Genomic DNA, 25,049 nt, shown 5'->3' with positions numbered 1-25,049 from the left:
TCGGAACGAATTGAACCGGCGCGCTCCTTCGCCTATTTAGGACGTATGTATACAACCGAACTCGACAAGCAAAACCGCCCGGACAAGGGCGCCAAGGTCACGCAGATCGGCGAGGCCGAGCCGCAGCATCTCATCGACGCCTTCGAGGCGCGGGTCGCGGCGGACGAGTTTATCGAGCCCAAGGACTGGATGCCCGAGGCGTATCGCAAGACGCTGGTGCGGCAGATTTCGCAGCATGCGCACAGCGAGATCGTCGGCATGCTTCCGGAGGGCAATTGGATCACCCGTGCGCCGAGCCTGCGCCGTAAGGCGATCCTGCTCGCCAAGGTGCAGGACGAGGCGGGGCACGGCCTCTATCTCTACTGCGCTGCCGAGACGTTGGGCACGAGCCGCGAGGAGATGATCGAAGCGCTGCACGATGGGAGCGCCAAATACAGCACTATTTTCAATTATCCCACGCTTACCTGGGCGGATATCGCCGCGATCGGCTGGCTGGTCGATGGTGCTGCGATCATGAATCAGGTGCCGCTTCAGCGCACGAGCTATGGCCCCTACGCCCGCGCCATGGTGCGCGTCTGCAAGGAAGAGAGCTTCCACCAGCGGCAGGGTTATGAAGCGATGATCGCGCTCGCCAACGGCACCGAGGAGCAGAAGCGCATGGCGCAGGACGCGCTCAATCGGTGGTGGTGGCCGAGCCTCATGATGTTCGGCCCGCCCGATGACAAGTCTCCTAACACCGAGCGTTCGATGCGCTGGCGGATCAAGCGAGAGACCAACGACGAACTTCGCCAGAAATTCGTCGACATCACCGTCCCGCAGGCGGAGTATCTCGGCCTGACAGTCCCGGACGCCGACCTTGAATGGAACGATGACAAGGGCGGCTACGACTTCGGCGCGATCGATTGGGAAGAATTCTATGCCGTCGTGCGCGGCGAAGGTCCCGTCGCCAAGGAGCGCATGAAGGCGCGGCGCGAGGCCTGGGAAAGCCAGGCGTGGGTGCGCGAGGCCGCAGACGCCTACCAGGCCAAGAAGGAGGCCAAGGCCGTCGCTTAAAGCCAGTCCGGCAAGTCGACGCGGCTCGCTTCGGCGAGATCGATCCGTTTGCGCACCACGGCCCAACGGTTGCCATCGACGAGCACCTCAGGTGCCAGCGCCCGGCTGTTGTATCCGTTCGACATGGCTGCGCCGTAGGCGCCGACGGTTCTGAACACGATGAGATCGCCCGGCGCGACATGGTCCATGCTGCGGCGACGCGCGAACGTATCGCCGCTTTCGCAAACCGGTCCCACGACATTGTAGCGCGTCGTTTCGCCTCCCGGTCGGACCGCTTCGATGTGGTGATAGGCGTCATAAAGCGTGGGACGCATGAGATCGTTCATCGCGGCATCGACGATCAGCCAGGGCGCATGTTCGCCAGGTTTGATGCGCACGACACGCGACAGGAGGACGCCGGCCTCGCCCGCGATCGAACGGCCGGGCTCGAACACGAGGCGCAGGTCCCAATCGCGGGTAGCGCGCTTCACCATGGCACCATATTCGGCGATCGATGGCGGTTCGGGTTGGTCGGGGCCATAGTCGACACCGAGGCCACCCCCAAGATCGGCGATCGACAGGTGAATACCGTCGTCGCGCAATGTCGCGATGATTTCCCCCAGCCGCGCGAATGCGCGTTCGAGCGGATCGAGGCTGGTCAGCTGACTGCCGATGTGAATCGTGATGCTCTTGAGGTCGATCCCCGGGAGCGACCTGCCGAGCCGGAAGGCTTCCAGCGCCTGTGCGGCCGGAATGCCGAATTTCGTATCTGCCGTCCCGGTCGTAATCTTTGCGTGCGTCCCCGCGGCGACGTCGGGATTGATGCGCAAACCTACTGGGGCTTGTTTGCCCACGGCCTCGGCCACCGCCGAGAGTTCGCGCAACTCCTCCATCGATTCCACATTGAACTGGAGAAGACCGCCCGCCAGCGCTTCTTCCATTTCCGGTCGGGTCTTGCCGACGCCTGAAAACAACAATTTGTCGATCGCCATCCCCGCGGTGCGAGCATGGCGATATTCGCCGATCGACACGATGTCCGCGCCCAGCCCTTCGTCGGCGAGCAGCTTGAGCACCGCGGGATTGGTGTTGGCCTTGACGGCATAGGCAATGACCGGATCGACGAGACCATCGAGCGCCCCCGTCATTTCGCGCGCCGCTCCCCGCAGGAGCGCCGCGGAATAGACGTACACGGGCGTCCCCACTTCCTCGGCAATGGTTTTTAGCGAAACCTCTTCGCAATGGAGATGTCCTTCGCGATTGACGAAGGCGGGGGGGAGCGAGCGGGGATTGGCCATGCCGGATGAAGGGACGGCGGCTTGCGTTGTTCCCCGACGCATCCCTATGCAGGCGCGAACGTTGGAAAGGGTATGACGATGTCGGATTGGCCGCTGTGGGAAGTGTTCGTGCGCGCGAAAGGCGGATTGAGCCATCGCCACGTCGGGAGCGTCCATGCGCCCGACAAGGACATGGCGCTCAACCACGCCCGCGATACATACACGCGCCGGATGGAAGGCATCTCGCTGTGGGTCGTGAAGTCCGACCATATCGTGGCGAGCGACCCCGACGAGAGCGGCCAGGTGTTCGAACCGGCCGAAGACAAGATTTACCGCCACCCGACCTTTTACGAAATTCCCGACGAGGTGAAACATATCTGATGCCGAGCCTGCCGACGATTTCCGAAAAGGACGAAGCCAAAGCGCAAGCAAAGGATGCGGGAAAGCCGCAGGGCGAATTCGACACGCCCACCGCCGGCGCACATGACGAAGCGACATCCGCTTATGTGACGATGCTCGGCGACGATGCACTGATCCTCGGACAGCGACTGTCCGAATGGGCAGGGCATGCAGCCTCGGTGGAAGTGGACCTCAGCCTTGCCAACATGGGGCTTGATCTCATCGGTCAGGCGACCAACTGGCTCGGCCTCGCCGCGCAGCATGGCGACGCCGCCGATGCCGACGCGCTCGCCTTCCATCGCGATGTGCTCGATTTTCGCAATTGCCTTCTGGTCGAGCAGCCGAACGGTGATTTCGCGCAGACGATGGCGCGCCAGTTCCTCTTCTCGACCTGGCAACACATGCTGCTCCAGCGCCTTGCCGGATCGTCGGACGAAGCGATTGCGGGCATCGCCGCCAAGAGCGTCAAGGAAGTTGCCTATCACCGAGATCTGTCGCGGGACTGGGTGATACGCCTCGGCGACGGGACTGAAGAAAGCCGCGAAAAGATGATCGCCGGCATAGACTGGAACTGGCGTTTCTTGCCCGAATTGTTCGAAGTGACGGACGACCTGGAAGATCTCGTCGAACGCGGGATTGCGGTCGATCCTCGCCACTTCGAGGATGAATTCCGCACCGCCATTGCCGAGACCTTTTCCGAAGCGACGCTCGAAGTCCCAGATGAGCACCGTCCTATTCTCGGCGGTCGCCGCGGTCACCATTCCGAACATCTCGGGCATCTGCTTGCCGTGATGCAATATCTTCCGCGCACCTATCCGGATGCGAAGTGGTAGCATGAGCAAGGACCACTTCATTCCTCTGAGGGTCGCGGAAATCGTCCGCGAAACGCAGGACGCCAATTCGATCCGGTTCGACGTGCCCGACGAGCACAAGCCGCTGTTCGCCTTCAAGGCCGGCCAGCACCTCACGCTCAAGGCCGACGTCGACGGCGAGGAATTGCGCCGAAACTATTCGCTCTGCGTCGCTCCGCACGAGGACCAGCTAAAGGTCACCGTCAAACGCATCCAGGGCGGACGCTTTTCGAACTGGGTCGGCGATCACTTGTCCATCGGCGACACGATGGAGGTGATGCCACCGCACGGCAGCTTCACCACCGCGTTCGATCCCGACGCCCCGGCCCGGCATTATGTCGGCTTCGCGGGCGGGTCCGGGATTACGCCGATCATGAGCCTGGTGCGCACCGCGCTGTCGGTCGAGCCCAAGTCGCACTTCACGCTCTTCTACGGCAATCGCGACAGTTCCAGCGTCATTTTCCTCGACGGCATTTCCGATTTGAAGGACCGCTACCTTTCAAGGTTCCAGCCGTTCCATTTTCTCTCCGACGAAGAAGGCGACGTCGACCTGTTCAACGGCATGCTCGACCGCGCCACGTGCGACGCGGTCATCGAGACATTGCTCGATGATCCCGAAGCGGTAGACGGCTATTTCATCTGCGGCCCGGGCCCGATGATGGACGCGGCCGAAGCTGCGTTGCTCGAAAGGAATGTCGAGAAGGACCGTATCCATATCGAACGCTTCACCGCGTCGGCTCCGTCAGCGGGTCAAGCGCAGAAGGTCGCCGCCGCCAAGCAGGAAGCGGCGGGCCACACCTTCTGGGTCACGCTCGACGGGCGCGCGCGAAAGGTCGAATTCGACGGCGACAACATCCTCGACAGCGCGCGTGCGGCCGGCCTTCCGGCTCCGTACGCCTGCAAGGCCGGCGTGTGCGCCACCTGCCGCGCGAAAGTCACGCAGGGCGATGTCGAGCAAGGGGCTCGCTACGGGCTGACCGACGACGAAATCGAAGCGGGTTACGTATTGACCTGCCAGTCCGTCCCGGTCGGCGACGATGTGCGCGTCGATTATGATGCCTGACGCCTTTACGCAAAGCCCGCCTTGGGTCTAAGCCCACCGCCATGCAGGGACTTTTCGACGCACTCGATCCGATCCAACCGGACGCATTGCTCCAACTCATGCTCAAGGCACGTGCCGACGAGCGTCCGAACAAGATCGACGCCGGGGTGGGCGTCTACAAGACCAGCGACGGCGACACGCCCGTCATGCGCGCGGTCAAGATCGCCGAGGCGCGATTGCATGACATGCAGGACAGCAAATCCTACCTCGGCATGCGCGGCGACCAGGCTTATGCCGAGGCCATCGGCAAGATGCTGTTCGGCGGCACCTGGGGCAGCGACCGGATGGTCGGGCTGCAGACGCCCGGCGGTTGCGGCGCATTGGCGCTGGGCTTTGCGCTGATCAAGGCGGCGCGTCCGGAGACCAAAGTGCTGGTGGGGACGCCGACATGGCCGAACCACGCGCCGATCATCGAGGGCGCGGGCCTCGCGATCGAGACGTACGACTATTACGAGAAGTCCCAGACATGCGTGCGTTTCGACGCCATGGTAGACGCGCTGGAGCAAGCCGCGCCCGGCGACGTCGCGCTGCTGCATGCCTGTTGTCACAATCCCACCGGCGCGGATCTCGACGCTGGCCAGTGGGCCAAGGTGCGCGCCATCGTCGCGGACCGCGGCATCATTCCGTTCGTCGATATTGCCTATCAGGGCCTGGGGGATGGCCTGGATGAAGATGCGGCGGGGATGCGCTCGGTCGTCGAAGCGGCGGACGAGGCCATCGTCGCGCAGAGCTGCGACAAGAATTTCGGCATGTATCGCGACCGCGTCGGCACCTTGTTCCTCAAGGGGCGCGATGCCGACGGCGCGGCGCATGCGCTCGACTGGGCGATGCAGATCGGACGCGAACTTTGGTCGATGCCGCCCGATCATGGCGCAGCTGTCGTGCGGATCGTGTTGGAAGACGGGGAATTGCGCGCCGACTGGCATGCCGAGCTCGAGACTATGCGTGGGCGCATCAACGCGCTGCGCAACCGGATCGCGGCCTGCGATCCGCGGCTCGATTATATCGGGCGGCAGAAGGGCATGTTCTCGATGCTCCCCATCGACCCTGCGCAGGTGGAGCGCCTGCGCGAGGAATATGCCATCTATGTCGCCGGCTCGGGGCGTTTCAATGTCTGCGGGATGGGTGACGACCAGGTCGACTATTTCTGCGAAAGCGTGAAGGCAGTGATGGATGGCTGAGGCCGACCCGCGCCGCGAAACCGAGAGAGGTTCGAGCGACGAGCCTGCCTTTAGCTGGGAGGAGGTCGCGCGCCTCGTCCTCACCAGCCGCGAGATGGACCGGCTCGAGGAAGAGGAACTCGTCCCGGCCCGCAAGGTGCTTTATCAATTCTCCGCGCGCGGGCATGACATGGCGCAGGTGCTGCTCGGGCTTCATCTGCGCGACGGCGATGCTGCCTGCGGCTACTATCGCTCGCGCCCGATGTTGCTCGCGCTGGGGGTCGATCTCGCCGACGCCCTGGGTTCGGGCATGGGGCGCGCGGGCGGCTATTCGGACGGCAAGGATATCGGCGTCGTCTTCAACTATCCCAACCGCGGCGGCTGCCACGCGCTGCCGATGTGCGGCGGCGTCGGCGCGCAATATACGCCCGCCGCTGGCTGGGCGCAGGCGATCACCTACAAGGCAAGCGTGCTGGGCGAAGAAGACGATGGCGCGATCGCGGTCGTGCTCGGCGGCGATGCCAGCTGCGCGACCGGCGGTTTCTGGTCGGCGCTTACCATCGCGACAACGCAGCAGCTGCCGATCCTCTTCTTCATCGAGGATAATGGCTACGGCATTTCGGTGCCCTCGACCTACCAGACGCCCGGTCAGAACATTGCGGCCAATCTCGCCAGTTTCGAGGGTCTCACCATCCTCGATGGCGACGGCACCGATCCCGAAGGCGCCGCGCGGCAGATATCGCGTGCGGTGGCGCATGTCCGGGGGCGCAAGGGGCCGGTACTCTGCCGTTTGACCGTGCCTCGGCTGGAAGGTCATTCGGCGCAGGATACGCAGACCTACAAGAGCGAAGAAGAGATTGCGGCGGAGTGGGCGCGCGACCCGCTGCCCAAGCTGAAGGCGCTCAATAACAATCTCGACTGGGAGATGATCGAGGCTTCGGTCGCGCAGGAAGTCGACAAGGCCCGCGAGCGCGCCGAAGCGCGACCCGTCGCCGATCCGGCGGGCGTTGCCTCGGGCGTCTATTTCGAGGGCGAGCATGCCAAGGTCGGCGGGCAGGCGGGGCTTAGCCTCGACGGCACGCACGAGGATCCGCGCCCCGATGGCCAGCGTATCAACATGGTCACCGCCATCCGCCGCGTGCTCGACCAGGAGCTCGAGGCCAATCCGAAGATGAGCGTGTTCGGCGAGGATGTCGGCCCCAAGGGCGGCGTCCATGCGGTGACGTTGGGGCTGCAGGACAAGTTCGGCCACGACCGCGTGTTCGACACGTCGCTCAATGAGGAAGGCATCGTCGGCCGGGCGGTCGGCATGGCGATGGCGGGGCTGCTCCCCGTGCCCGAAATCCAGTTTCGCAAATATGCCGAGCCGGCGACCGAGCAGATCAACGATTGCGGCACGATCCGCTGGCGCACCGACAACCGCTTCGCCGCGCCAATGGTGCTGCGCGTGCCGGGCGGCTTCTTCAAATGCGGCGACCCGTGGCACAGCCAGACCAACGAGGTGCAGTTCGTCCACAATCCCGGGTGGCGCGTCGCGGTGCCGTCGAATGCCGAAGATGCGGTCGGCCTTCTGCGCATGGCGCTACGGGGCAACGACCCGACCATCTTCTTCGAACATCGCGCGATGCTCGACGACAGCTGGGCGCGGCGGCCGTGGCCGGGCAAGGGCTACGTCCTCCCCTTCGGCCGCGCGAAAAAGACACGCGAGGGTGACCGGATCACGATCGTGACGTGGGGCGCGATGGTACCGCGCTGCGAGGAAGCGGCCAATGACGGCGAGGCCGACGTAATCGACCTGCGCACCCTGCAGCCGTGGGACCGCGAGATGGTGCTCGAGAGTGTCGCAAAGACGCATCGCTGCCTGATCGTACACGAGGATCTGCGCACTGGCGGTTTCGGCGCGGAAATCGCGGCGGTGGTGGCGGATGAGGCGTTCCTCGATCTCGACGCACCCGTCGAACGGGTGACGATGCCCGATATTCCGAGCCCACATCACCCCAAGCTATTGGAAGCGGCGGTGCCTGGCGTTGCCGACATCCGGGCGCGCATCGACGCGATGCTGGCGTTCTGATGGCGATGATCGACGTCCTCGTTCCTGATGAACAGGAAGGCACCAAGGCGGTCGTGCGCGGCTGGCTCGCGAAGATTGGCGACCGCGTGAGCGTCAACGATCCACTAGTCGAGCTGGAAACCGACAAGGTCACGCAGGAAGTCCCTGCGCCTGCCGATGGCGTGCTTGCCGAAATTCTCCTGGAAAGCGATGCCGAGGCGGAGCCCGGGGCGCTACTGGCGCGGATCGATCCGGTGGGCGAGGAATCCGCGGCCAGTTCTCCGGCGAAGGCCGGTATTCGGGGTGATGCCGCGACGGAACCTCGGCCTTCGCCGGGGAACGGCAGTGAAAAGACGCACAAAGCCAAGGTTTGCAAGGAGGTCCGCCTCTCCCCCGCGGTGAAGCGCGCGCTGATCCAGCACGACCTCGACCCCGCGAACATCGACGGGACCGGACGCGACGGGCGCGTGACCTTGGCGGATGTGGACGAGGCCGTGTCGTCGGCAACCACCACGCGCGCGGGCGCCCCCGCGACCGCGCAGCCGCGTGTCGCACAGGCGTTCGACAGCGCCGACATTCCTCACGACCGGATGCGCCGCGCCATTGCGGAAAACATGACCAAGGCCGTCACCGACGCGCCGCACGTTACCGCATTGTTCGAGGCCGACTTCTCCGCCATCGCCGCGCACAAGGCCGCGATGAAGGCGAGGGGGGTGAAGCTCAGCTACACCGCCTATATCGTTAAGGCCGCCGCCGAAGCGATGGCCACCGTCCCTGCGATCAACGGTCGCTGGGAAGAGGGTCGCATCGCGATTGCCGACAGCATCGATATCGGCGTCGGCACGGCACTGGGCGACAAGGGCCTCGTCGTACCCGTCGTGCGCGATTGCGGCAGCCGCTCGCTCGAGGAGATCGGCGAGGCGCTCGGCGACCTCACGACCCGTGCGCGCGAGAACAACTTGCAGCGCTCTGAAGTCACGGGCGGCAGCTTCACCATTTCCAATCACGGGGTGTCGGGCAGCCTGCTCGCCGCGCCGATCATCATTCACCAGGGGCAGGCAGCCATTCTCGGCGTCGGCAAACTGGAAAAGCGCGTCGTCGTGCGCGAACTCGATGGACAGGACGTCATGGTCATCCGCCCGATGGCGTACGTCACGCTGACGATCGACCACCGCGTCGTCGATGGTCACCAGACCAATGCGTGGTTGAGCGATTTCGTCAGCCGCCTGGAAAACTGGCCTGCCGCTTAGGCGGATCGCTACCGCAAAACGTGACAAGGCTGGCGCGCGGCCTGTGCGCTAGCGCGGCGACCGTGCGCCTCTAACAAGCAGCACTGTAGAACAAACAAAAAGGGCGGAGCCCGGAGGCCCCGCCCTGATTGTTCGTTATCGTGCGAGCGTCGGCTTAGTAGCCGAGGATTAGCGAGACGCTGGCCGCACGCGGCGCACCGACGTTGATGAACGACGGTCCACTGTCGAGACCCGCGCTGACGTAGCCGAAATAGGCCTTGTCGAACAGGTTGGTGACGTTGAACTGCAGCGCCGCATTGTTGCGATCGCCGATCGGGCCGAGATCGAAGCGCGCGTCGAGATCGACGATGCTGTAACCACCGACTTCGACGGTGTTCACGTCGTTGCCGAAGCGCTTGCCGGTGTGCTTGAACTGCGCACCGAGCTCGACGGGGCCGAGGCGCTGCTGGATGCGGCCACCAAGGCTCCACAGCGGAGCGCCGGCTTCGTTCTTGCCCGCGGTGGCGAGGAAGAGTTCGCCGCCAACGCCGCCCTCACAGAAGACCGCCGCATCGTTCAGATCCGCGGCAACGCAGATGTCGCCAGTTTCGACATTCTCCTGGATCTCGGATTCGTTAATCGATCCGAAGACATAGAAGAGCGTGTCGGGCGTGACGCTGATGGCGACCGACGCATCGACGCCATACTTCTTCACCGGGCCGAGGTTGCGCGTGACCGATTCGTCGAGAATCGGGTCGTAGCTGACCGCGAGACGGTTGTTGTACGTCGTGTAGTAGCCGCCGACCTGCGCCTGGATGACGCGGTTCTGCCAGCGCAGGCCCGCATCGAAGCTGTCGGTGGTTTCCGGCGTCGGCTCGGCGCGCTCGGTGCCCTTAGGGAAGTACAGAGCGGTATAGAGCGTGTCGGTGCTGGGCACCGAAAGGCCACGCGCATAGTTGCCGAAGACCGAGGCATCGCCGAAGGCGTAGGTGAAACCGACGTTGGGCAGCGGCTCGTTATAGTCGAGCGTGCGCTTTGCCGGCGGGGCAAAACCGCTGACTTCGCCCGTCACCGGATCGACGACATACGGGTTGGCCGCTTCGTAATCCTCGACCTGGTCGCCGATGCAATCGACGAAGCCGCGGCCGGCGTCGGCCGTGGTCGTGTAGCAGCGCTGGTCGAGCTTGCGGGTGAAGAACGGCATACGCAGGCCCGCAACGAGCGTCAGGTCGTCCTCGAGGAACTGACCGCGATACTCACCCGAGATCTGGTTGAGGATCGCATAGGACTTGCGATTACGCTTGTTGATTTCCAGGCCGTCGACCGAGATCAGCGCTTCGTTCACCGAGAAGACATCGATCGGTTCGCCGTTCGACTGCATCAGCGACACCTGGCCGGTCTGGCGGTGGTTCGCATAGTCGAGCGTATAGGCGACGCGGACGCGGTGATCGTCGTTGATGTCATAGGCAAGACCCGAGATCAGGGCGTAGCGATAGGTCCGCGTCTGGCTCGGGTCGTTACCCGCCACCGTGTCGAGGATGTCGCCGTCGCCGTTGAGATCGCGACCGAGGTAATAGCGGCCGCCGATCACGCCGGTGATGGCATCGTTGCCGTTGTCGGTAGTGCTGCAGTACGGGAAACGACCGTCGGCGCGCACGTAGCAAGGCGCTTCGGTAAGGCCTTCCGGACCACCGCCGTTGGCCTTGACGTACTGGAAGCTCGGATCGAGCGTCAGCGTCAGCTGGTCGGTGAGGTTGAACAGCGCGGCACCACGGATGTTGCCGGTGTTCGACGGATTGTAGCGGCGACCGAACTCAGAGCCGCAGCCCGTGCCGTCGTTATAGAAATCGACCGCGCCGGCGACAGGCGCCGGGATGGTGCAGGGGTAGTCGATTTCCTCGAGCGTGAAGCGCGCTTCCTTGTTGCCCGCGTCGAACGCCGCCTGCAGATCGTCGAAGTCGACCGAACCCGCGAAGTTGTTGCGGTTTTGGTTGTAGTGGCCCGACAGGCTGATGAAGTCACCGCCGCCAAGGTCCTGGACGATGCGCGCATTGTACTGCTGCTTCTTGACCTTGCCGTAGTCGTTCCAGGGAACGTCGTACTGCGCATAGCTGGCCGAGGCGAAGGCCGTCGTATCGCGGCCCGTGATGTCGCCGAAATCGTACATGCCGAAGATGCGATAGAAGGGGCTCTCGAACGAATTGCCGTCGGCAACGATGTTGCCGTAGCTCGCCGTCGCGGTGATGCCGGGCTGACGCGCGGGCAAACGGGTGCGGATGTTGATCGTGCCGCCGACGGCCGAAGCGGTCGGGCTGTCGACGTCGGTGACGCCGAGGTTGACGTTCACTTCCTCGAGAACTTCGCTGTCAACCTGCTGGTTGGTGTAGAGCGCGTAGTTGCCCGAATCGTTGAGCGGCAGGCCGTCGAGGGTCTGCGAGATGCGGTCGGCGGTAAAGCCGCGGATGGTGAAGCCACCGCCCGAGGAACCCCAGGGATCGTTGTTCTGGAAGCTGACGCCCGGGACGAGATTGACGATGTCGTTGACCGTCTGGCCGGGGCGCTGGCGACGGATGATTTCCTCGTCGAGGACCTGCTTGGCCTTGGGCGTATCGGGAATTTCCACGCCGCCGACATCGGTGTCGGCAGTACCGGTGATGACAATCGCTTCATCGTCTTCGAAGTCGATCGAGCCGGTCGACTGCGCGTGCGCGACGCCCGGAATGATGGCACAAGCTGCAAGCACGCTGGTGCTGAGAAGAAGTTTCTTCATGGCTTCCTATTTCCCCCCACGGGTGGTTTGAAATGACTGGGTGGCAGATGTCGTCCTGCCGAACGCATGCGCGCTTAAGACGACAAATGTTTCAACAACAAGACGGAATCTGGATTTCCTTCGCACCTGCAGCAAAAAAGCGACGGCGGCCCGAGAGCATTTGGTTCCGACTGTGCAGCAAGAATGGCGGTTTCTGGTCGAGTGGTGCGCTTTTGCCACGCGCGCGCGCGATATGAAGCGCATCGAGTCGTCACCTGTTACGACTGGCGGACTCTTCAACATATCCAGACTGCGTCGGACTTCGAAGGCAGGCGATCAGTCGCTTTCCTTCGGCTCGGCCGCCGTCTCGTCGGCGCCAGGTTGCGCCTCGCTCTGTTCGATCTCCTCGTCGAGTTCTTCCGCCTTGGAGAGCAGTTCTTCGCGCGTCTCGTCGAAGCGCTCGTCGAATGTCGGCTCCTTCTGACAACCCGCGAGCAGGACGATGAGGATGACAGCCGCGATCGATCGCATCAGTAATTCTTCCGATACCGCACTTCGACGTTGGTCGCGCCCGAACCGCCGGCCTGGCTGAGCAGCGACAGGGCAGGGGTCAGTGCGACTTCGAGCTGGGTGGCGGTGAAACCGCGCGCGTCGGTGATGAACTCGATGTAGATATCGTCGGTAATGTACTGGCCGGCGGCGAGCGCTGTGCCGCGGCCCGTCGTTTCATCGCCGCCCAGAATGCGCAGCCGGTCGATCCCGGTCGCCGAACGCAGTTTTCCGAGCGGGTTGAGACCGCCGCCCGATCCACGCAGCGAATTGAGCGAGGCCGCGAGCTGGACGGACTGGATTGCCGACAGATTGCCGACCGAATTGCCGAACAGGATGCGCGAGAGAATCTCGTCCTGCGGCAGGCCCGGCGTACTCGCGAAGCTGATCTGCGGATTGGTGGCGCGACCCGAGACATTCACGTTGACGGTGACATCGTCGATTTCCTCGCTTGCGACGAGATCGATAGTCGGATCGATGGAGCGGCCACCGGTGAAGCCGACGCGGCCTTCGGCGAGTTCGAACGAGCGTCCCGCGAAGCCCAGCGTACCGCGGACAAGCTCGACCTGGCCCGCCACGACCGGTGCAGCGCTCGTCCCGGAGAGGTTGAGATCGGCAGTCCATTCGCTCTCCAGCCCCATCCCCGACACGTACAGTTGTTCGGGCGCCGACAGGTCGATGTCGAGACGCACCTGTTCGAACAGGCCGGGTTGCGCGTCGACGGGTTCGTCACCGGTGATGCGCACGGGGCCGCGCGGCGGCTTGAAGCGCACGCCGGTCAGCGCGGGGACCTGGGCGGCGCCTTGCCGCACGATCTGATAGCGGGTCTCGGGCAGGACGATATCTCCCGAGAGCACCGCATAGTCGCCCGCGGCCTTGGTGAGCCGAAGCTGGCCGGTCGCGCTCGCGGAAAGGGCGTCGCTCCTTGCCAGACGCGCATTATCCAGCGTCGCGCGCACGTCCATCGGGTAGCCATTGGCCTCCGCGAGGCTGACGAACCCTTGCGCTTCCAGCGTCCCGTCTCCCGCGACGGCGGTCAGCCGCTCGATCTCGAGCCGATCGCCCGAGAAGCGAGCCGCGATCGCCATGTCGGAAAGGCGCGTGCCGTAGGTCTGGTTCTCGTAGACAAGCCGGTTTGCGCGGATGATCCCGGCGAGCTGCGGCCGTGCGACCCGACCCGAGAAGTCGGCTGCGACACCGATCGGACCCGAAAGCCGCTGATCGGCCGTCCCTGCGAAAGAGAAGAGCGTGTCGGCGGGTCCGTTGTAGCGGATTCCTCCCGATAAGGGCGCCTGCAGCATGCGCGTCGTCCACGATCCGGATCCGGGTGGTAGCGGGCGCAGCGAGGCGACAATGCGACCGATGACGCTCCCTCGCCGCCGCATGACTGCGCGCGCTTCGCCGCCATCGGCAAGCAACTTGCCGACGAAGTTGATGTTCACGGGCTGGCTGGTCGAGACGGCAGTGGTGCGCTGGAAGTCGCGGATCGTCAGGCGTGCGTCTGCACGGGGGAAGGCACTCGGGTTCGATTGCGCGAAATCGAGGCTTCCGGTGGCCGACCCGTTGATGCCGAGGCCTGGCGCGAATGCGTTGAGGATCGCCATGTCGAGACGGTCGAGGCGGCTCTGGATCTTGATGCCGTTGCCATAAGTGCCCGCCAGCCGCACGTTGCCGCTTCCAAAGTCGATCCGGGTAGGGAGCAGCTCGTAAGAGCCACCCCGCGGCACGATGCGCGCGGGGCTGGCGGTCCGGAAATCCACGCCGCGCACGCGTCCCTTGATCGCCGCTCTCCACAGATCGGGCGTCAGGTCCGCATTGGCGCCGATGCGGAAGGGGACGCCGTTCGTTCCCTCGGCGAGCAGGCGCGCGTTGCCACGGCCGCCGCGATAATCCACTTCGACGCGCGCGGCGTTGATGAAGGTCTCGCCATAGCGCGTGTTCTGGAACTGCGCGTCGGCGACCACATAGGGCTGGTCGTAGAGGATGACGCGCGCATCGACGACGGCCGAGCCGATCGACAATGCCGCCGGGCCGGGCAGGACGGTATTGCGCGCCCGCGCGTTGACGATCGCTTCCTGCACCCCGCCGTTGGCGCTCAATCGGACGACCCCGCCGAAGCCGAGGCCCTTGGCGTCCAGCCGTCCCGCGAAGGGTCCTGCCGGTGTCTGGCGCAGCGAGCCTGCGAAATCGATCCCGGCGAGGTTGGCGTTGTTGATGTCGAGCGTGAGCTGGGGGCCGGTGCCGAGGACCACATCGGCACTGAGCGCTCCATAATCGGTGTCGCCGTCGGCGACGAGGCGATATCCTCCTCGTGCAGCGGTGACCCTGGCGGTCAGATTGGCAAGACCGATGCCAAGACCCGGCCGTTCGGCGGTGACGGTCGCGCGTGGGTCGCTGATCGTGCCCGTCAGCCGGATGCCGACCGCGCCATAGGCATCGGTAAATCCGTCGGCGTTGAAGACGATTTGCCCATTGGGATTGTACGAACCGCTGCCGTTGGTGATCCGCGCGGCGGGCGCGCTTAGCGTGAGATTGGAGAAGCGGACGATCCCGTCGGGCCCGTAGCGCACGTCGCTCGCCGCCACCGCATTGCCGCCGAGGAAATTGCGCGCGCTCTCGTTGAACAACTGCGAGGAGCGGGCGCGGACCCGCCCCGCCAGCGCGAAACCGCCGCTCCCCGCGGACTCGAGGTCGACGTCGGTAGCAATGTCGAAGATGCCGACGCTTTCGACGCGGTAATCGTCGATCCGCCCGTCGATCGCGGCGGTGTAGAGCCCCGTCGACATGTCGGCGAGCAGGATGAGGCGGCTGTCGATGCGGTCGGACCGCAGCCGCAAATTGTCGGACAGAATTCGCGCACCGTCGATGGCGATGTCGCCGTTGAGCCGCACATCGGCGAGCCGTCCGCCTGCGACCGTATCGAGGCCGGTAATGCGCGCGATCCGGGCGGAGACGGGAATCAGGATCTTGTCCGCATCGACGCGGGCCTCGCCGGTCGCGGAGAATTGCTGGAGCGACAGATCGTTGATCGCGATTTCGGCTGCCTCGATAGCGTAATTGACGCTCGGGGTGGCGAAGGCACCATCGAGGAGGAGCTTGGCCAGCACGCCGCGTCCGCGCAGATTCTCGGCGAGGACCGAGGGCTGGAGCAGTACCGCGTTGACGGCGAAGTCTTGGAACGCGTTCCCGCCGAGGTCGACGAGCCCGTCGAGGTCGATACGCACCGCATCGCTGCCGATGGCGCCGACGATATCGGCACGCCGTTCCTCAAGGTCGGCGGTCAGGTCGATCGTGGTGACCTCGCCGAGGAAGGCGGCGGCCTGCCCTTCGAACAACCGCGAGGCGCGCGCCGTGCCTTCGAGCGTGAAGGTGCCGTTCCGCGCGCCGATGCCGAGACGCGCGAACTCCGTGCCGGCGAGATTGGCGGCGAGACGTCCGTCCCACCGCTCCCAATCTCCCTGGCCCTTCAGCTGCACGCGGATCGGGTCGTTGACGCCCGCGAGCGCTGCGAAGACGCCGTCGGCGGGCGCATCGAGGTCGAGGTCGATGGCGAAGCGATTGTCCTCGGGCACCGCATCGATCATCAGCGCCAGCCTGTCCCCGCCCGCCGCGCCGTTTACGCCGATCGTCTCGACGTCGAGGTCCGCAATCGCGCGGCGGTCGGCAATGTCGACCTTGCCTGCCAGCGAAAGCACCCGCCGTTCGCCCGTTACGGGCGCTTCGGCCACGAACCGATCGATGGACAGGCGACCGACATCGATATCGAGGTCGGGAAGGAGTGGGCCTTCGCGCGTGGTCGGCTTGAATCGCGGCAGGCGGCGCAGGACGACGAGCTCGCTGGTCAACGAGCGGATATCGACATGATCGTTGAGAAAGGCGAACGGCCGCCAGTCGATTGCGATTGCGGGCGACACGAGAAACACGCCCTCCGCATCGCTGACTTCGAGATCACGGAGGATCATGTCTCCATAGATCGACCCGTCGATCTCGCCGATGTCGATCTCCATTCCGGTCTCGAACTCGAGCCCTTCGATCTGACGGGTGATGAAGCGATGGCCCGCGGACGTATCGAGCCACCAGTAGGCCGCGCCCAGCAGCACGGCGATCGCGGCCAGCGCGATGACCGCTCCCTTGAGGATGCGCTTCGGCCACGGATTACGGCGAGCGGGCGCCTCTTCGATCGCTGCGTCGGCGGCCATCAGAAGGCCTGTCCGATCGAGACATAGATGTTGATGAGGCTTTCCCCATCGCGCCGCCCGATCGGCGTCGCGATATCGAAGCGAAGCGGGCCGAAATTGGTGTAATAGCGGCCGCCGACACCGATGCCGTAGCGAATGTCGCTGAAGGTCGGAAATTCCTTTTCGTAGACCTGCCCCGCATCGAGGAAGCCGACGACGCCGAAGTTGCCGAACCGATAACGCGCCTCGACGGCGCCTTCGATCACGCTGCGTCCGCCGATCGGGCGGGTGATGAAGGGATCGGATTCGTCTTCGGGATCCTCGGGGTCGAACCGGGGATTGGGCTCGAGGACCTTCGGCCCCAATTGCTGGTAGCTGTAGCCGCGCACCGAACCGCCGCCGCCTGCGTAAAGCCGCCGCGAGGGGGCCAGTTCGAAGCGCTCGATGCCCTGGATGGTGCCGAACCTGGCGCGCGCCGCCAGCACGAGCGCGTCACCGGTCGGGAAATAGCCCGAGGCGTCGACGATCGAGCGCAGGTATGGCGTGAATTCGCTTTCGAGCGAGGCCTCGGGCTCGACGAGGGCGGTAACGCGGAAACCCTGGGTCGGGTTGAGAAGGTCGTCGCTGAGATCGAGCCCAACCTGCCCGGTAAGGCCGCCGATATAGTAGGTGCTGGCAACCCGCTCGCCGAGAGCGATGTCGAAGTCTTCCTCGTTGGTCGCGAGGAGTTGGGCACCGTAGGCGTAGGTCAGCGTCTTCTGCCAGATCGGCGTCGACACATAGGTTACGAGGCCCGAGAGGCGACCGGTAAAGGCCTCGAACGCATCATAGTCGGAGTGGAGCGCCTCGAGCGTGAACTGGAGGCTGCGATCGCGCTGCTTCCAGTTGGAACGGCGCAGGGTGACGCCGGCGCCCTGCTCCTGCGTGCCGATGACACCGCTGGCGATCAGCGCGCCCTCGGGCGGAAACAGGTTGCGATGCGTCCAGCTGCCCGCAATGCGGATGCCTTGCCCGGTGTTGTAACCCGCGCTGCCGGCGAGCGTGCGCGCGGGTCCGGCATCCTGTTCGACAAGGATGGTGGCATATTCGGTGCCGTCGGGCGCCAGTTCGCCGCTGCGTTCGGGCACGACCGACACGGTATTGAACAACCCGGTCGCGACCAGCGCCTGGCGCAGGTCGTCGACGTCGCGGCTATCGTACAATTCCCCGCGCTCGAAGCGGCTCAGCACTTCGACATGATCGGCGTCGAAGGCGAGATTGCCCGTCGTTCGGATCCCCCCGAAACTCGAGCGCGGGCCGATTGTGACGGGCAGGGTGTAGACGCCATCGCCGGTATCCTGATCGAGCAGGATGTCGCGCTGGCCCACTTCGGCGAAGGGATAGCCCTGCTCCGGCAACGCGATGGCGACCTGCGCTTCCGCTCCCTGGACGCGGGTGGCAACGATCGGTTCGCCCGGCTGAATGGCGAGATTTTCGGCGATCAGGTCCGCGGGTTCGGTCGGATCGGCATCGATGACGACGTCGGCGAACGTGTAGCGGGGTCCCGGAACGACGGTGATGACTGCGGTCAGCGGTTGGCCGTTGGCGGCTTCGGACCGGTCGATACGCGTCTCGGCGCTCGCACTGTACCAGCCCTCCGCCGCGAGGATGCGCTGGATCAGCAAACTGTCCTCGGTCAGCCGCGCGGAAACCTGCGCGACATTGTCCGCTTCGCCATCGCCGTCATAAAGCGCCGAGAGCTCTTCGAACTGGTCGGTCAGCGCGATGTCGGTCTCGGCATCGACCGCTTCCAGCCCGTCGACGCGCACGGCATAGGCAACCTGGACGATCTCCTCGTCGCCCGGCTCTTGCGCGAATTCGACGGGCTCGACCTCGAAGGTCTCGAGCGGCGGGAGCGGGGCGGCGAGTTCGGGATCGGTGACGGGCGCATCCCCGATTTCCTCAACGCGGTCGCCGTCGGCGAGGGCGGGATCGCCGAGTGGGGGCTCGGCCCCTTCGGTCGGTTCCGCATCGGCCTGCTCGGCGGCCAGCCGGCGCTCGAATTCCGCGATGCTTTCGAGCGGAAGGTCCAGCGCCGGATCGTCGTCGGCCAGCTCGGGAATCTCGTCGGCGAATTCCTCGTCGCTGATGATCGGATCTTCCGTCTCGGGAAGATCGGCGTCGGGGGGCGGCGGCGGAATGAGCGAGTCGATCTCGCCGACGTCCTGATCCTCGTCGGGCGCGACCTGCTGCGCGAAGGCGGGCTCCGCCAGCAACAGCGCGATGACGAGAAGGCTTGCCTGCACGCAGCGTGCACCGAGCTGTCGCTCGACGGTTTTCGCGGACAGGGACGCTTTCACGGGCAAGAACGGGGTAGGCTGCATTGACGGACGATCGACCTCGATACTTCAGCTCGGCTGCGGATCGCCTCGACGCGGCCTGCAACGGCGCGCCCGATGTCGAGCCCTCCCCGAAGTGCCAGAGTTGCCGACAACGACACCCGGCGCAACCGCAAAATCGCCATCCGGCTCTTTCCGATGCGCCTTGGATGCCCATCGCGAAGCGGATTTTCGATACTGGTGCACGAAGGCCGGCGCGCATTCTCGCGGCATTCCCCGCGGTCCGCGGCTGGCATCGAGCAAGGAAGCGATCGCGCTTTGGCGGGGCGTTCGCGCGGCTGGCGCGCCCGATGTGAAAATGGTGGGCACTCTGATCATTGGATAATTTCGATCGGAAGGCCAACTTGATGTCCGTTTCGCGCCCTATTATTGGACATTCGAGCGCTTCGCGAAACTGCCCGAAAGCTGCCGTGTGAAGGCCCGTCGGCGCACGCTCACCCCTAAGCGAGGCCGAGGCCTGCTAAAAGTCGGAAGGCATACCTCTGATTCCTTCGCTATGCATCAGTACTCGGCCACCGCGGCTTCCCGCGGCCGATACGCTGGACATCTACCAGTCTAGTGTTTTCGGGAAGCCGTCCAGAAAACAGGCTTGGCTTGGGGTCCACCGCCGGCTTCTTGAACGGGGCGACCTGTTGGTAGTCAGGAGTCGTGAGCCATGTCCGTCCGTCTCCTTCGTCGGTGATTATTGGATACAGGCCTGCGTGCGACGTCGCCTCTATGTCCAACAGGCGCTCGTAGCGTTCGACGGACCACTTCTGGATGCCGCCGCTAAGGGCTTCGGTGCGGAAGCGAGCCCAAAGTGCGGCGGTCTCCGGCGTGGGCCAGTCACCGGCATCAGTGTAGGCGGTGATCTCGTCGGACTCGAGCCAAGCCCGCATCTCTGCCGGTGTGACGAAAATCGGTTCGGCGTCGGTAATGGCGGCAATGGCCGCACGCCGCGATGGAAGGCCTGCCCGGATCAGCATTGCCATCATAAATTGCGGGACACCAGTCTCGACAGCGGCCGCCGCGCCGCCAGCCACGATGTCCGGACTCCAGCCAAGGGAAACTCGGCGGGTACGAACGGCTTCCAGCGCCCAAACCAACCGATAGGTGAACGCCTCCTCGACCACCCGCATGTTCTGCGGTCCGATCGCCGAGACCTCTTCACCAGAGACCCAGGCGTTCAGGATTGCCTTCCAATTGGCGGGAAGGGCGTTCTTCTTTTCGGGAATAAAGGGACGCATGAATAGCAGGCGTTCACCCAGGCCGCCGAGAGCTGCGGCGAGTTCGTCGACATCGCCGCTAAGCGCCGCCGCATCGGCGCGGTCGAGCAGGTCGCCCAAGACATCGGCCATCGCATCGATTGATAGGCCTGCCTCGAGTCCTACCCCCATCGCGAAATGTCCGCGCCGCGATTGCTCGGTGGTAGTCTTCCAAATGAGGTCTGCACGCGCCTCGAACACGTTCTTGTGCAGCGGCGCTACATCCTCTTCCTCGCGAGCAATCTGGCGAGCCCAAAGCGATCCCTTGAGCGCCTCATCCAGCAGTCTCGGGAGGTCGGCGCGATCAGCATCCAGCGCTTCGATCAGGCCGAACACGGTTGCATCGAGGCGCTCCACAAGCTGCGATAGCGGTTCTTCGTCGATCGTTTCCTCTTCATTTTCGTCATCGTCCTCGTCATCGTACTCGACGGCGGCGGCCAGACGATCGGCCAACTCCGCCTCTTCACCCGGCGATGTCCAGGCCTCCCGGGAGTTGGCGAGATATTCCCAAGCGTCGGCGCGATCGAGAACGCCTTCCCGCGACAGGCGCTCAAGGATTTCGGCAACGATCTGGATGAGGCCGCTCTTGAGCGTTCGAGCCTTCGCGGAGTTGACTAGCTTCTTCCATTCCCTCTTTCGCCAGTCGGTTTTGTCGAACATGACGTGTACGATCAGGCCCTCGACATCCACGAAAGCGCGCCCGGCGCGACCGGCCACGTTAGCGAATTCCTCGCCCTTGATTTTTTCACCCGCCCGATAGAGCGCCGGGACGAGCAGGACAGCAGCGTTGAGATTGAGCCCCTGTGCGAGGGTGGGCGAGGCAACAATGACCCTCAAGACGCCCTCGGAGAGAAGGACTTCCAGCTCGCGCAGGAACGGACTCGGCAGACGCCCGTGATGGATGGCGACGCCTGCCTTGAGGCTACCGACCGCCGGATGGTCCTCGCCCAGCCATTCCTTACCGACTTCCAGTGCCCGCGCGATCGCGTCTTCATCCTCCACTAGAGATTTGAGATAACCGCGCTTGCACAGATCAACGACCTGCTTCCCGTAACTCTCGACCCAATTTGCTTGCGTGGAGAAAATGAGGGTGCGCTTGCCCTGACCTGCAAATTCCCACGCCGCGAACAGTGCGAGGTGCGAGTTCTTGCGCGGGTAGGGTATCTTCTCCCTGCCGCGGGCCGGCTTCTCCTCGACAAATTTGTCGAGGAAGGGCCCACCGTCGTCGAGGTCAAGCCGCAGCAGCGCGTCCTTGCTGCGCCAAGTCAACGCGGCGCAGCCGCAGCATCTCCATCCCTGTTCAAGCGCCGCTGACGGATCCGCTTGACCCTGACATGATGTCAGACACCATAAGGTCGCGCATACCGATTCGTTTTGAAGGAGCCGGACATGCACGAGAACCATAACCACCACGACTGCACGCATGGTTCGCGCGCGGCTCCGCAAGGCGAACACGAACACGGGATGACGACTGACCCGGTCTGCGGCATGACGGTAGATAGCCGAACCAGCCCTCATCGGTTCGAGCTGGACGCAAAGCCCTACTGGTTCTGCAGCGCGAGTTGTCTGGCAAAGTTCCGCGCCGATCCGGAGCGCTTCCTTTCAGGAGCGACGAAGGCCGATCCGACGGACGTGCCCGCCGGCACGATCTGGACTTGCCCCATGCATCTCCAAATCCGCCAGGACGGCCCCGGCACCTGCCCCATCTGCGGCATGGCATTGGAGCCCCTCGAGCCGACGCTGGAGGAAGGCCCGAACCCCGAACTCATAGACATGACGCGGCGCTTCTGGGTGAGCGCCGCTTTCAGCATCCCGCTTGTCGTACTGGTCTTCCTTATGGAGATTGTCGGCTGGGAAGTGATGCCCATGCGCACGTCCCAATGGGTGCAGCTTGTGCTCGCGGCGCCGGTCGTCCTGTGGGGCGGCTGGCCGTTCTTCGAGCGATTCTGGCAGTCGCTGCGAACACGCAACCTCAACATGTTCACACTGATCGGGCTCGGGGTAGGGGTCGCCTTCGGCTACAGCCTGGTCGCGACCGTCGCGCCGCAGATATTTCCTCCCGCGCTCCGGACGATGGGCGGCATGGTGCCAGTCTATTTCGAGGCTGCTGCCGTCATCACCACGCTCGTGCTGCTGGGCCAGGTTCTCGAGTTGCGCGCCCGCTCCGCAACGGGAAAGGCGATCCGCGCACTGCTCGGCCTGGCTCCCAAGACGGCGCGCAAGGTCAACGCAGACGGCACCGACGAAGACGTTGCTCTGGACCTTGTGCAGGTCGGCGATCTTCTTCGCATTCGGCCTGGCGAGAAGGTGCCGGTCGACGGTGTCGTGGTCGAGGGCAGGAGCTCGATCGATGAGTCGATGATCAGCGGCGAGCCCGTTCCGGTCGCAAAGAGCGAAGGCGACCGCGTCACCGGCGCCACGGTCAACGGAACCGGCGGGCTGGTCATGCGGGCAGACCGCGTCGGCCGCGACACCATGCTTTCGCAGATCGTTCGGATGGTTGCCGATGCACAGCGTTCGCGTGCACCGATCCAGGCTCTCGCGGATAAGGTTTCCGGCTGGTTCGTCCCCGGTGTGGTCCTGATCGCCATTGCCACCTTCATCGTCTGGAACTTCGTCGGACCCGAGCCGCGCGCCGCGCACGCCCTGGTCAATGCGGTGGCGGTTCTCATCATCGCGTGTCCTTGTGCGCTGGGTCTCGCCACGCCGATGTCGATCATGGTTGGGACCGGCCGTGGGGCGACATCCGGAGTGCTGGTCAAGAACGCCGAAGCGCTCGAACTTACCGAAAGGATCGATACGCTGGTCGTCGACAAGACTGGCACTCTGACGGTCGGCAAGCCGAAGCTGGTCAAAGTCCAGTCGGCAGATGGTTTCGATGAGATCGAGGTCCTCCGCCTCTCCGCTGCGCTCGAGCGCGGCAGCGAGCACCCGCTGGCTGCCGCGATCGTCGAAGGGGCGCAGGACCGGGGGATCGTATTGCCGGAGAGCGCCGATTTTGCCTCGGTAACGGGCAAGGGCGTAACCGGGCAGGTGGGCGGCCGCCGGGTGGCATTGGGCAACGCTGCTCTCCTTGAAACGGTCGGAGCGGACAGCAGCCCGCTCGAAAGCCAGGCCGACCAGCATCGTTCGGAAGGCGAGGGCGTCATGTTCGTCGCTATCGACGGGAAGTTGGCCGGCATCGTGGTGGTTGCCGATCCGATCAAGGAGAGCGCTGCCGAGGCCGTCGCGGAACTCCGCCAGAGCGGCATCCACGTCGTGATGATTACCGGCGACAATCGCCGGACGGCCGAGGCGGTTGCCCGCCGGGTCGGGATCGACGAGGTGATGGCTGATGTCCTTCCGCAGCAGAAGCAGGCGAAGGTGGAGGAGCTTCGTCGGGCAGGGCGGCGCGTGGCGATGGCGGGGGATGGCATCAATGATGCCCCGGCTCTCGCAGCCGCCGATGTCGGCATTGCGATGGGCACCGGCACTGACGTGGCGATGGAAAGTGCTGCGATCACCCTGGTCCAGGGCGATCTGCGGGGAATCGTCCGTGCGCGCAAACTCAGCCGCGCGACCATGGCGAACATCCGGCAGAACCTGTTCTTCTCGTTTGTGTTCAACGCCGCCGGGGTGCCAATCGCGGCCGGGGTTCTGTACCCGTGGTTCGGTTTGCTGCTGAGCCCGATCATCGCTGGCGCGGCGATGGCGTTCAGTTCGGTGGCGGTCATCGGCAACTCGCTGCGCTTGCGGAGCGTCCGTCTGTGAAGATCGGCCAAGCCTCGAGCGCGTCCGGCGTCAGCCAGCGGATGATCCGGCATTACGAAAAGGTGGGTCTGATCCCCGCTGCGGCGCGGCGGGATTCCGGGTACCGGGACTACGATGCGACAGACGTTCACACGCTCGCATTCATCGGAAGGGCTCGCGACCTCGGCTTCGGGATCGAGGAAATCCGGCAGCTGCTAGGGCTCTGGCAGGATCGCGGCCGCGCGAGCGCCGAAGTGAAGGCGCTCGCGCTGGCCCGGGCCGCGGAATTGAAGGCCAAGGCACGGCAACTCGACTCGATGCGCCGATCGCTCGAGCGCCTGGCCGCCGAGTGCCACGGCGATCAGAAGTCCGATTGTCCCATCCTCGATGATCTCGAGGCCGTCGGGTGATGTCGGAGACTAGACAAGCGGATAGCCGCCCCGAGCGGTTGACCGGCATTAGAAAATTGACCCCCGTTCCGTCCGAGTCTAGGACGAATTCCTGATGCTTCGCCGACTCCATCTCTTCCTGGCAGCGCTCGTCATGCTGGTTGCACCGCTGGCGATGCAGTCGGGCGTGGCCATGGCGGCGATGCCGATGGACCATGGCGAGATGGCCCAAACAGGGCATTGCGGCGACGAGGACTCCGGCAGCGACGACGAACCTGGCGCGATGACCCAGTGCTGTGTGGCGATGTGTTCCGCCGTGGCCCCGCTCGGAGCGGCCGCGATCGACGCGGTCCGCTATCATGCACCCATTTTCGCCGGCTTCCGTTCGACCGAACACCGTGCGTTCCTGGCGAAGCTTCCCACGCCTCCTCCCAGACTTGCGTGAAATCGCTCTTTTCTCGATTTCACGGAGTTTAGGATCATGAACAAGTTGATGACTGCGGTCGCGCTGGCGATCGCTCTTCCGGGTGCCGCGCACGCCCAGGCGGCTCCCGCGGAGAAGCCGAAGATGGCATGCTGCGAAAAGATGAAGGACAAGTGCGCGTGCTGCGACAAGATGGCGGGCAAGCCCGCCGGCGGCACGGACGCGCCTTCGTCGGACCCGCACGCAGGCCATGACATGACCCCCGCGGCCCCGGCCGACGGGCACGCGCACCACTAAGCGTCTCTGGACTTC

17 protein-coding genes are annotated in these 25,049 nt (G+C 64.6%); 11 read left to right on the top strand and 6 right to left on the bottom strand.

The window, feature by feature from the left end:
* The first annotated feature begins 45 nt into the window (after positions 1–45).
* Positions 46–1,053 carry a 1,2-phenylacetyl-CoA epoxidase subunit PaaA gene (gene paaA, locus WJS89_RS03340; protein ID WP_346339506.1) on the top strand — a complete coding sequence of 336 codons (1,008 nt, stop codon included), beginning with the start codon at positions 46–48 and terminating at the stop codon, positions 1,051–1,053.
* Here the strand turns inward: paaA and lysA are convergent.
* Complete coding sequence (lysA, locus tag WJS89_RS03335; RefSeq protein WP_346339505.1) at positions 1,050–2,327, bottom strand: diaminopimelate decarboxylase; 1,278 nt, start codon at positions 2,325–2,327, stop codon at positions 1,050–1,052. The genes paaA and lysA overlap by 4 nt on opposite strands.
* 72 nt (positions 2,328–2,399) lie before the next feature.
* Here lysA and paaB point away from each other — a divergent pair, with 72 nt between their 5' ends.
* Genes paaB through WJS89_RS03305 form a run of 6 tightly spaced genes read left to right on the top strand, consistent with a single transcriptional unit; the run spans position 2,400 to position 9,118 of the window.
* Positions 2,400–2,687 (top strand): 1,2-phenylacetyl-CoA epoxidase subunit PaaB, encoded by a 288-nt coding sequence (gene paaB, locus WJS89_RS03330; RefSeq protein ID WP_431993588.1) that lies wholly within the window; start codon positions 2,400–2,402, stop codon positions 2,685–2,687.
* The gene (gene paaC / locus WJS89_RS03325) at positions 2,687–3,538 is read left to right on the top strand and encodes a 1,2-phenylacetyl-CoA epoxidase subunit PaaC (RefSeq protein ID WP_346339504.1); all 852 of its coding nucleotides are present in this window, start codon (positions 2,687–2,689) and stop codon (positions 3,536–3,538) included. The genes paaB and paaC overlap by 1 nt, the downstream gene beginning before the upstream one ends.
* A 1-nt stretch (position 3,539) precedes the next feature.
* A complete protein-coding gene (locus WJS89_RS03320) occupies positions 3,540–4,619 on the top strand; it encodes a 2Fe-2S iron-sulfur cluster-binding protein (protein ID WP_346339503.1) in 1,080 nt (359 codons plus the stop codon).
* Between the two features lie 41 nt (positions 4,620–4,660).
* Positions 4,661–5,839: an amino acid aminotransferase gene (locus WJS89_RS03315; protein ID WP_346339502.1), complete on the top strand. Its 1,179-nt coding sequence runs from the start codon at positions 4,661–4,663 to the stop codon at positions 5,837–5,839.
* Positions 5,832–7,889 carry an alpha-ketoacid dehydrogenase subunit alpha/beta gene (locus tag WJS89_RS03310; RefSeq protein ID WP_346339501.1) on the top strand — a complete coding sequence of 686 codons (2,058 nt, stop codon included), beginning with the start codon at positions 5,832–5,834 and terminating at the stop codon, positions 7,887–7,889. Before WJS89_RS03315 ends, WJS89_RS03310 begins: the two co-directional genes overlap by 8 nt.
* Entirely contained in the window at positions 7,889–9,118 is a 1,230-nt protein-coding gene (locus tag WJS89_RS03305; RefSeq protein WP_346339500.1) for a dihydrolipoamide acetyltransferase family protein, read from the top strand. The genes WJS89_RS03310 and WJS89_RS03305 overlap by 1 nt, the downstream gene beginning before the upstream one ends.
* Positions 9,119–9,272: 154 nt before the next feature.
* On the opposite strand, the gene WJS89_RS03300 is transcribed toward WJS89_RS03305, so the two are convergent.
* From WJS89_RS03300 to WJS89_RS03280, 5 genes are all read right to left on the bottom strand, one after another.
* The gene (locus WJS89_RS03300; protein ID WP_346339499.1) at positions 9,273–11,867 is read right to left on the bottom strand and encodes a TonB-dependent receptor; all 2,595 of its coding nucleotides are present in this window, start codon (positions 11,865–11,867) and stop codon (positions 9,273–9,275) included.
* 315 nt (positions 11,868–12,182) lie between these two features.
* A complete protein-coding gene (locus WJS89_RS03295; RefSeq protein ID WP_346339498.1) occupies positions 12,183–12,377 on the bottom strand; it encodes a hypothetical protein in 195 nt (64 codons plus the stop codon).
* Positions 12,377–16,594, bottom strand: a complete 4,218-nt coding sequence (locus tag WJS89_RS03290) for a translocation/assembly module TamB domain-containing protein (RefSeq protein WP_346339497.1) — start codon at positions 16,592–16,594, stop codon at positions 12,377–12,379. Before WJS89_RS03290 ends, WJS89_RS03295 begins: the two co-directional genes overlap by 1 nt.
* Positions 16,594–18,912: an autotransporter assembly complex protein TamA gene (locus WJS89_RS03285; RefSeq protein WP_346339496.1), complete on the bottom strand. Its 2,319-nt coding sequence runs from the start codon at positions 18,910–18,912 to the stop codon at positions 16,594–16,596. Before WJS89_RS03285 ends, WJS89_RS03290 begins: the two co-directional genes overlap by 1 nt.
* Positions 18,913–19,445: 533 nt before the next feature.
* Positions 19,446–21,464, bottom strand: coding sequence for a hypothetical protein (locus WJS89_RS03280; protein ID WP_346339495.1), 2,019 nt, complete (start codon positions 21,462–21,464; stop codon positions 19,446–19,448).
* Positions 21,465–21,659: 195 nt separating this feature from the next.
* Between WJS89_RS03280 and WJS89_RS03275 the strand changes: the two genes are divergently transcribed.
* The 4 genes from WJS89_RS03275 (at position 21,660) to WJS89_RS03260 (ending at position 25,034) form a co-directional block, all read left to right on the top strand.
* A complete protein-coding gene (locus WJS89_RS03275) occupies positions 21,660–23,945 on the top strand; it encodes a heavy metal translocating P-type ATPase (protein WP_346340071.1) in 2,286 nt (761 codons plus the stop codon).
* A complete protein-coding gene (gene cueR, locus WJS89_RS03270; protein WP_346339494.1) occupies positions 23,942–24,334 on the top strand; it encodes a Cu(I)-responsive transcriptional regulator in 393 nt (130 codons plus the stop codon). Before WJS89_RS03275 ends, cueR begins: the two co-directional genes overlap by 4 nt.
* 94 nt (positions 24,335–24,428) lie before the next feature.
* Positions 24,429–24,758 carry a hypothetical protein gene (locus WJS89_RS03265; protein ID WP_346339493.1) on the top strand — a complete coding sequence of 110 codons (330 nt, stop codon included), beginning with the start codon at positions 24,429–24,431 and terminating at the stop codon, positions 24,756–24,758.
* A 36-nt stretch (positions 24,759–24,794) separates the two neighbouring features.
* Complete coding sequence (locus tag WJS89_RS03260; RefSeq protein ID WP_346339492.1) at positions 24,795–25,034, top strand: hypothetical protein; 240 nt, start codon at positions 24,795–24,797, stop codon at positions 25,032–25,034.
* Positions 25,035–25,049 lie beyond the last annotated feature (15 nt).

Origin of the sequence: Sphingomicrobium aquimarinum (assembly GCF_039655735.1) — a bacterium.
GTDB classification, from domain to species: Bacteria; Pseudomonadota; Alphaproteobacteria; order Sphingomonadales; family Sphingomonadaceae; genus Sphingomicrobium; species Sphingomicrobium aquimarinum.
This window is presented reverse-complemented; position numbering and strand designations above follow the sequence as displayed.

Bases quoted from the DNA above. Each gene is read 5' to 3' on its own strand.
- paaA (WP_346339506.1), top strand. From the start codon at position 46: ATGTATACAACCGAACTCGACAAGCAAAACCGCCCGGACAAGGGCGCC.
- lysA (WP_346339505.1), bottom strand. From the start codon at position 2,327: ATGGCCAATCCCCGCTCGCTCCCCCCCGCCTTCGTCAATCGCGAAGGA.
- paaB (WP_431993588.1), top strand. From the start codon at position 2,400: ATGACGATGTCGGATTGGCCGCTGTGGGAAGTGTTCGTGCGCGCGAAA.
- paaC (WP_346339504.1), top strand. From the start codon at position 2,687: ATGCCGAGCCTGCCGACGATTTCCGAAAAGGACGAAGCCAAAGCGCAA.
- WJS89_RS03320 (WP_346339503.1), top strand. From the start codon at position 3,540: ATGAGCAAGGACCACTTCATTCCTCTGAGGGTCGCGGAAATCGTCCGC.
- WJS89_RS03315 (WP_346339502.1), top strand. From the start codon at position 4,661: ATGCAGGGACTTTTCGACGCACTCGATCCGATCCAACCGGACGCATTG.
- WJS89_RS03310 (WP_346339501.1), top strand. From the start codon at position 5,832: ATGGCTGAGGCCGACCCGCGCCGCGAAACCGAGAGAGGTTCGAGCGAC.
- WJS89_RS03305 (WP_346339500.1), top strand. From the start codon at position 7,889: ATGGCGATGATCGACGTCCTCGTTCCTGATGAACAGGAAGGCACCAAG.
- WJS89_RS03300 (WP_346339499.1), bottom strand. From the start codon at position 11,867: ATGAAGAAACTTCTTCTCAGCACCAGCGTGCTTGCAGCTTGTGCCATC.
- WJS89_RS03295 (WP_346339498.1), bottom strand. From the start codon at position 12,377: ATGCGATCGATCGCGGCTGTCATCCTCATCGTCCTGCTCGCGGGTTGT.
- WJS89_RS03290 (WP_346339497.1), bottom strand. From the start codon at position 16,594: ATGGCCGCCGACGCAGCGATCGAAGAGGCGCCCGCTCGCCGTAATCCG.
- WJS89_RS03275 (WP_346340071.1), top strand. From the start codon at position 21,660: ATGACGACTGACCCGGTCTGCGGCATGACGGTAGATAGCCGAACCAGC.
- WJS89_RS03265 (WP_346339493.1), top strand. From the start codon at position 24,429: ATGCTTCGCCGACTCCATCTCTTCCTGGCAGCGCTCGTCATGCTGGTT.
- WJS89_RS03260 (WP_346339492.1), top strand. From the start codon at position 24,795: ATGAACAAGTTGATGACTGCGGTCGCGCTGGCGATCGCTCTTCCGGGT.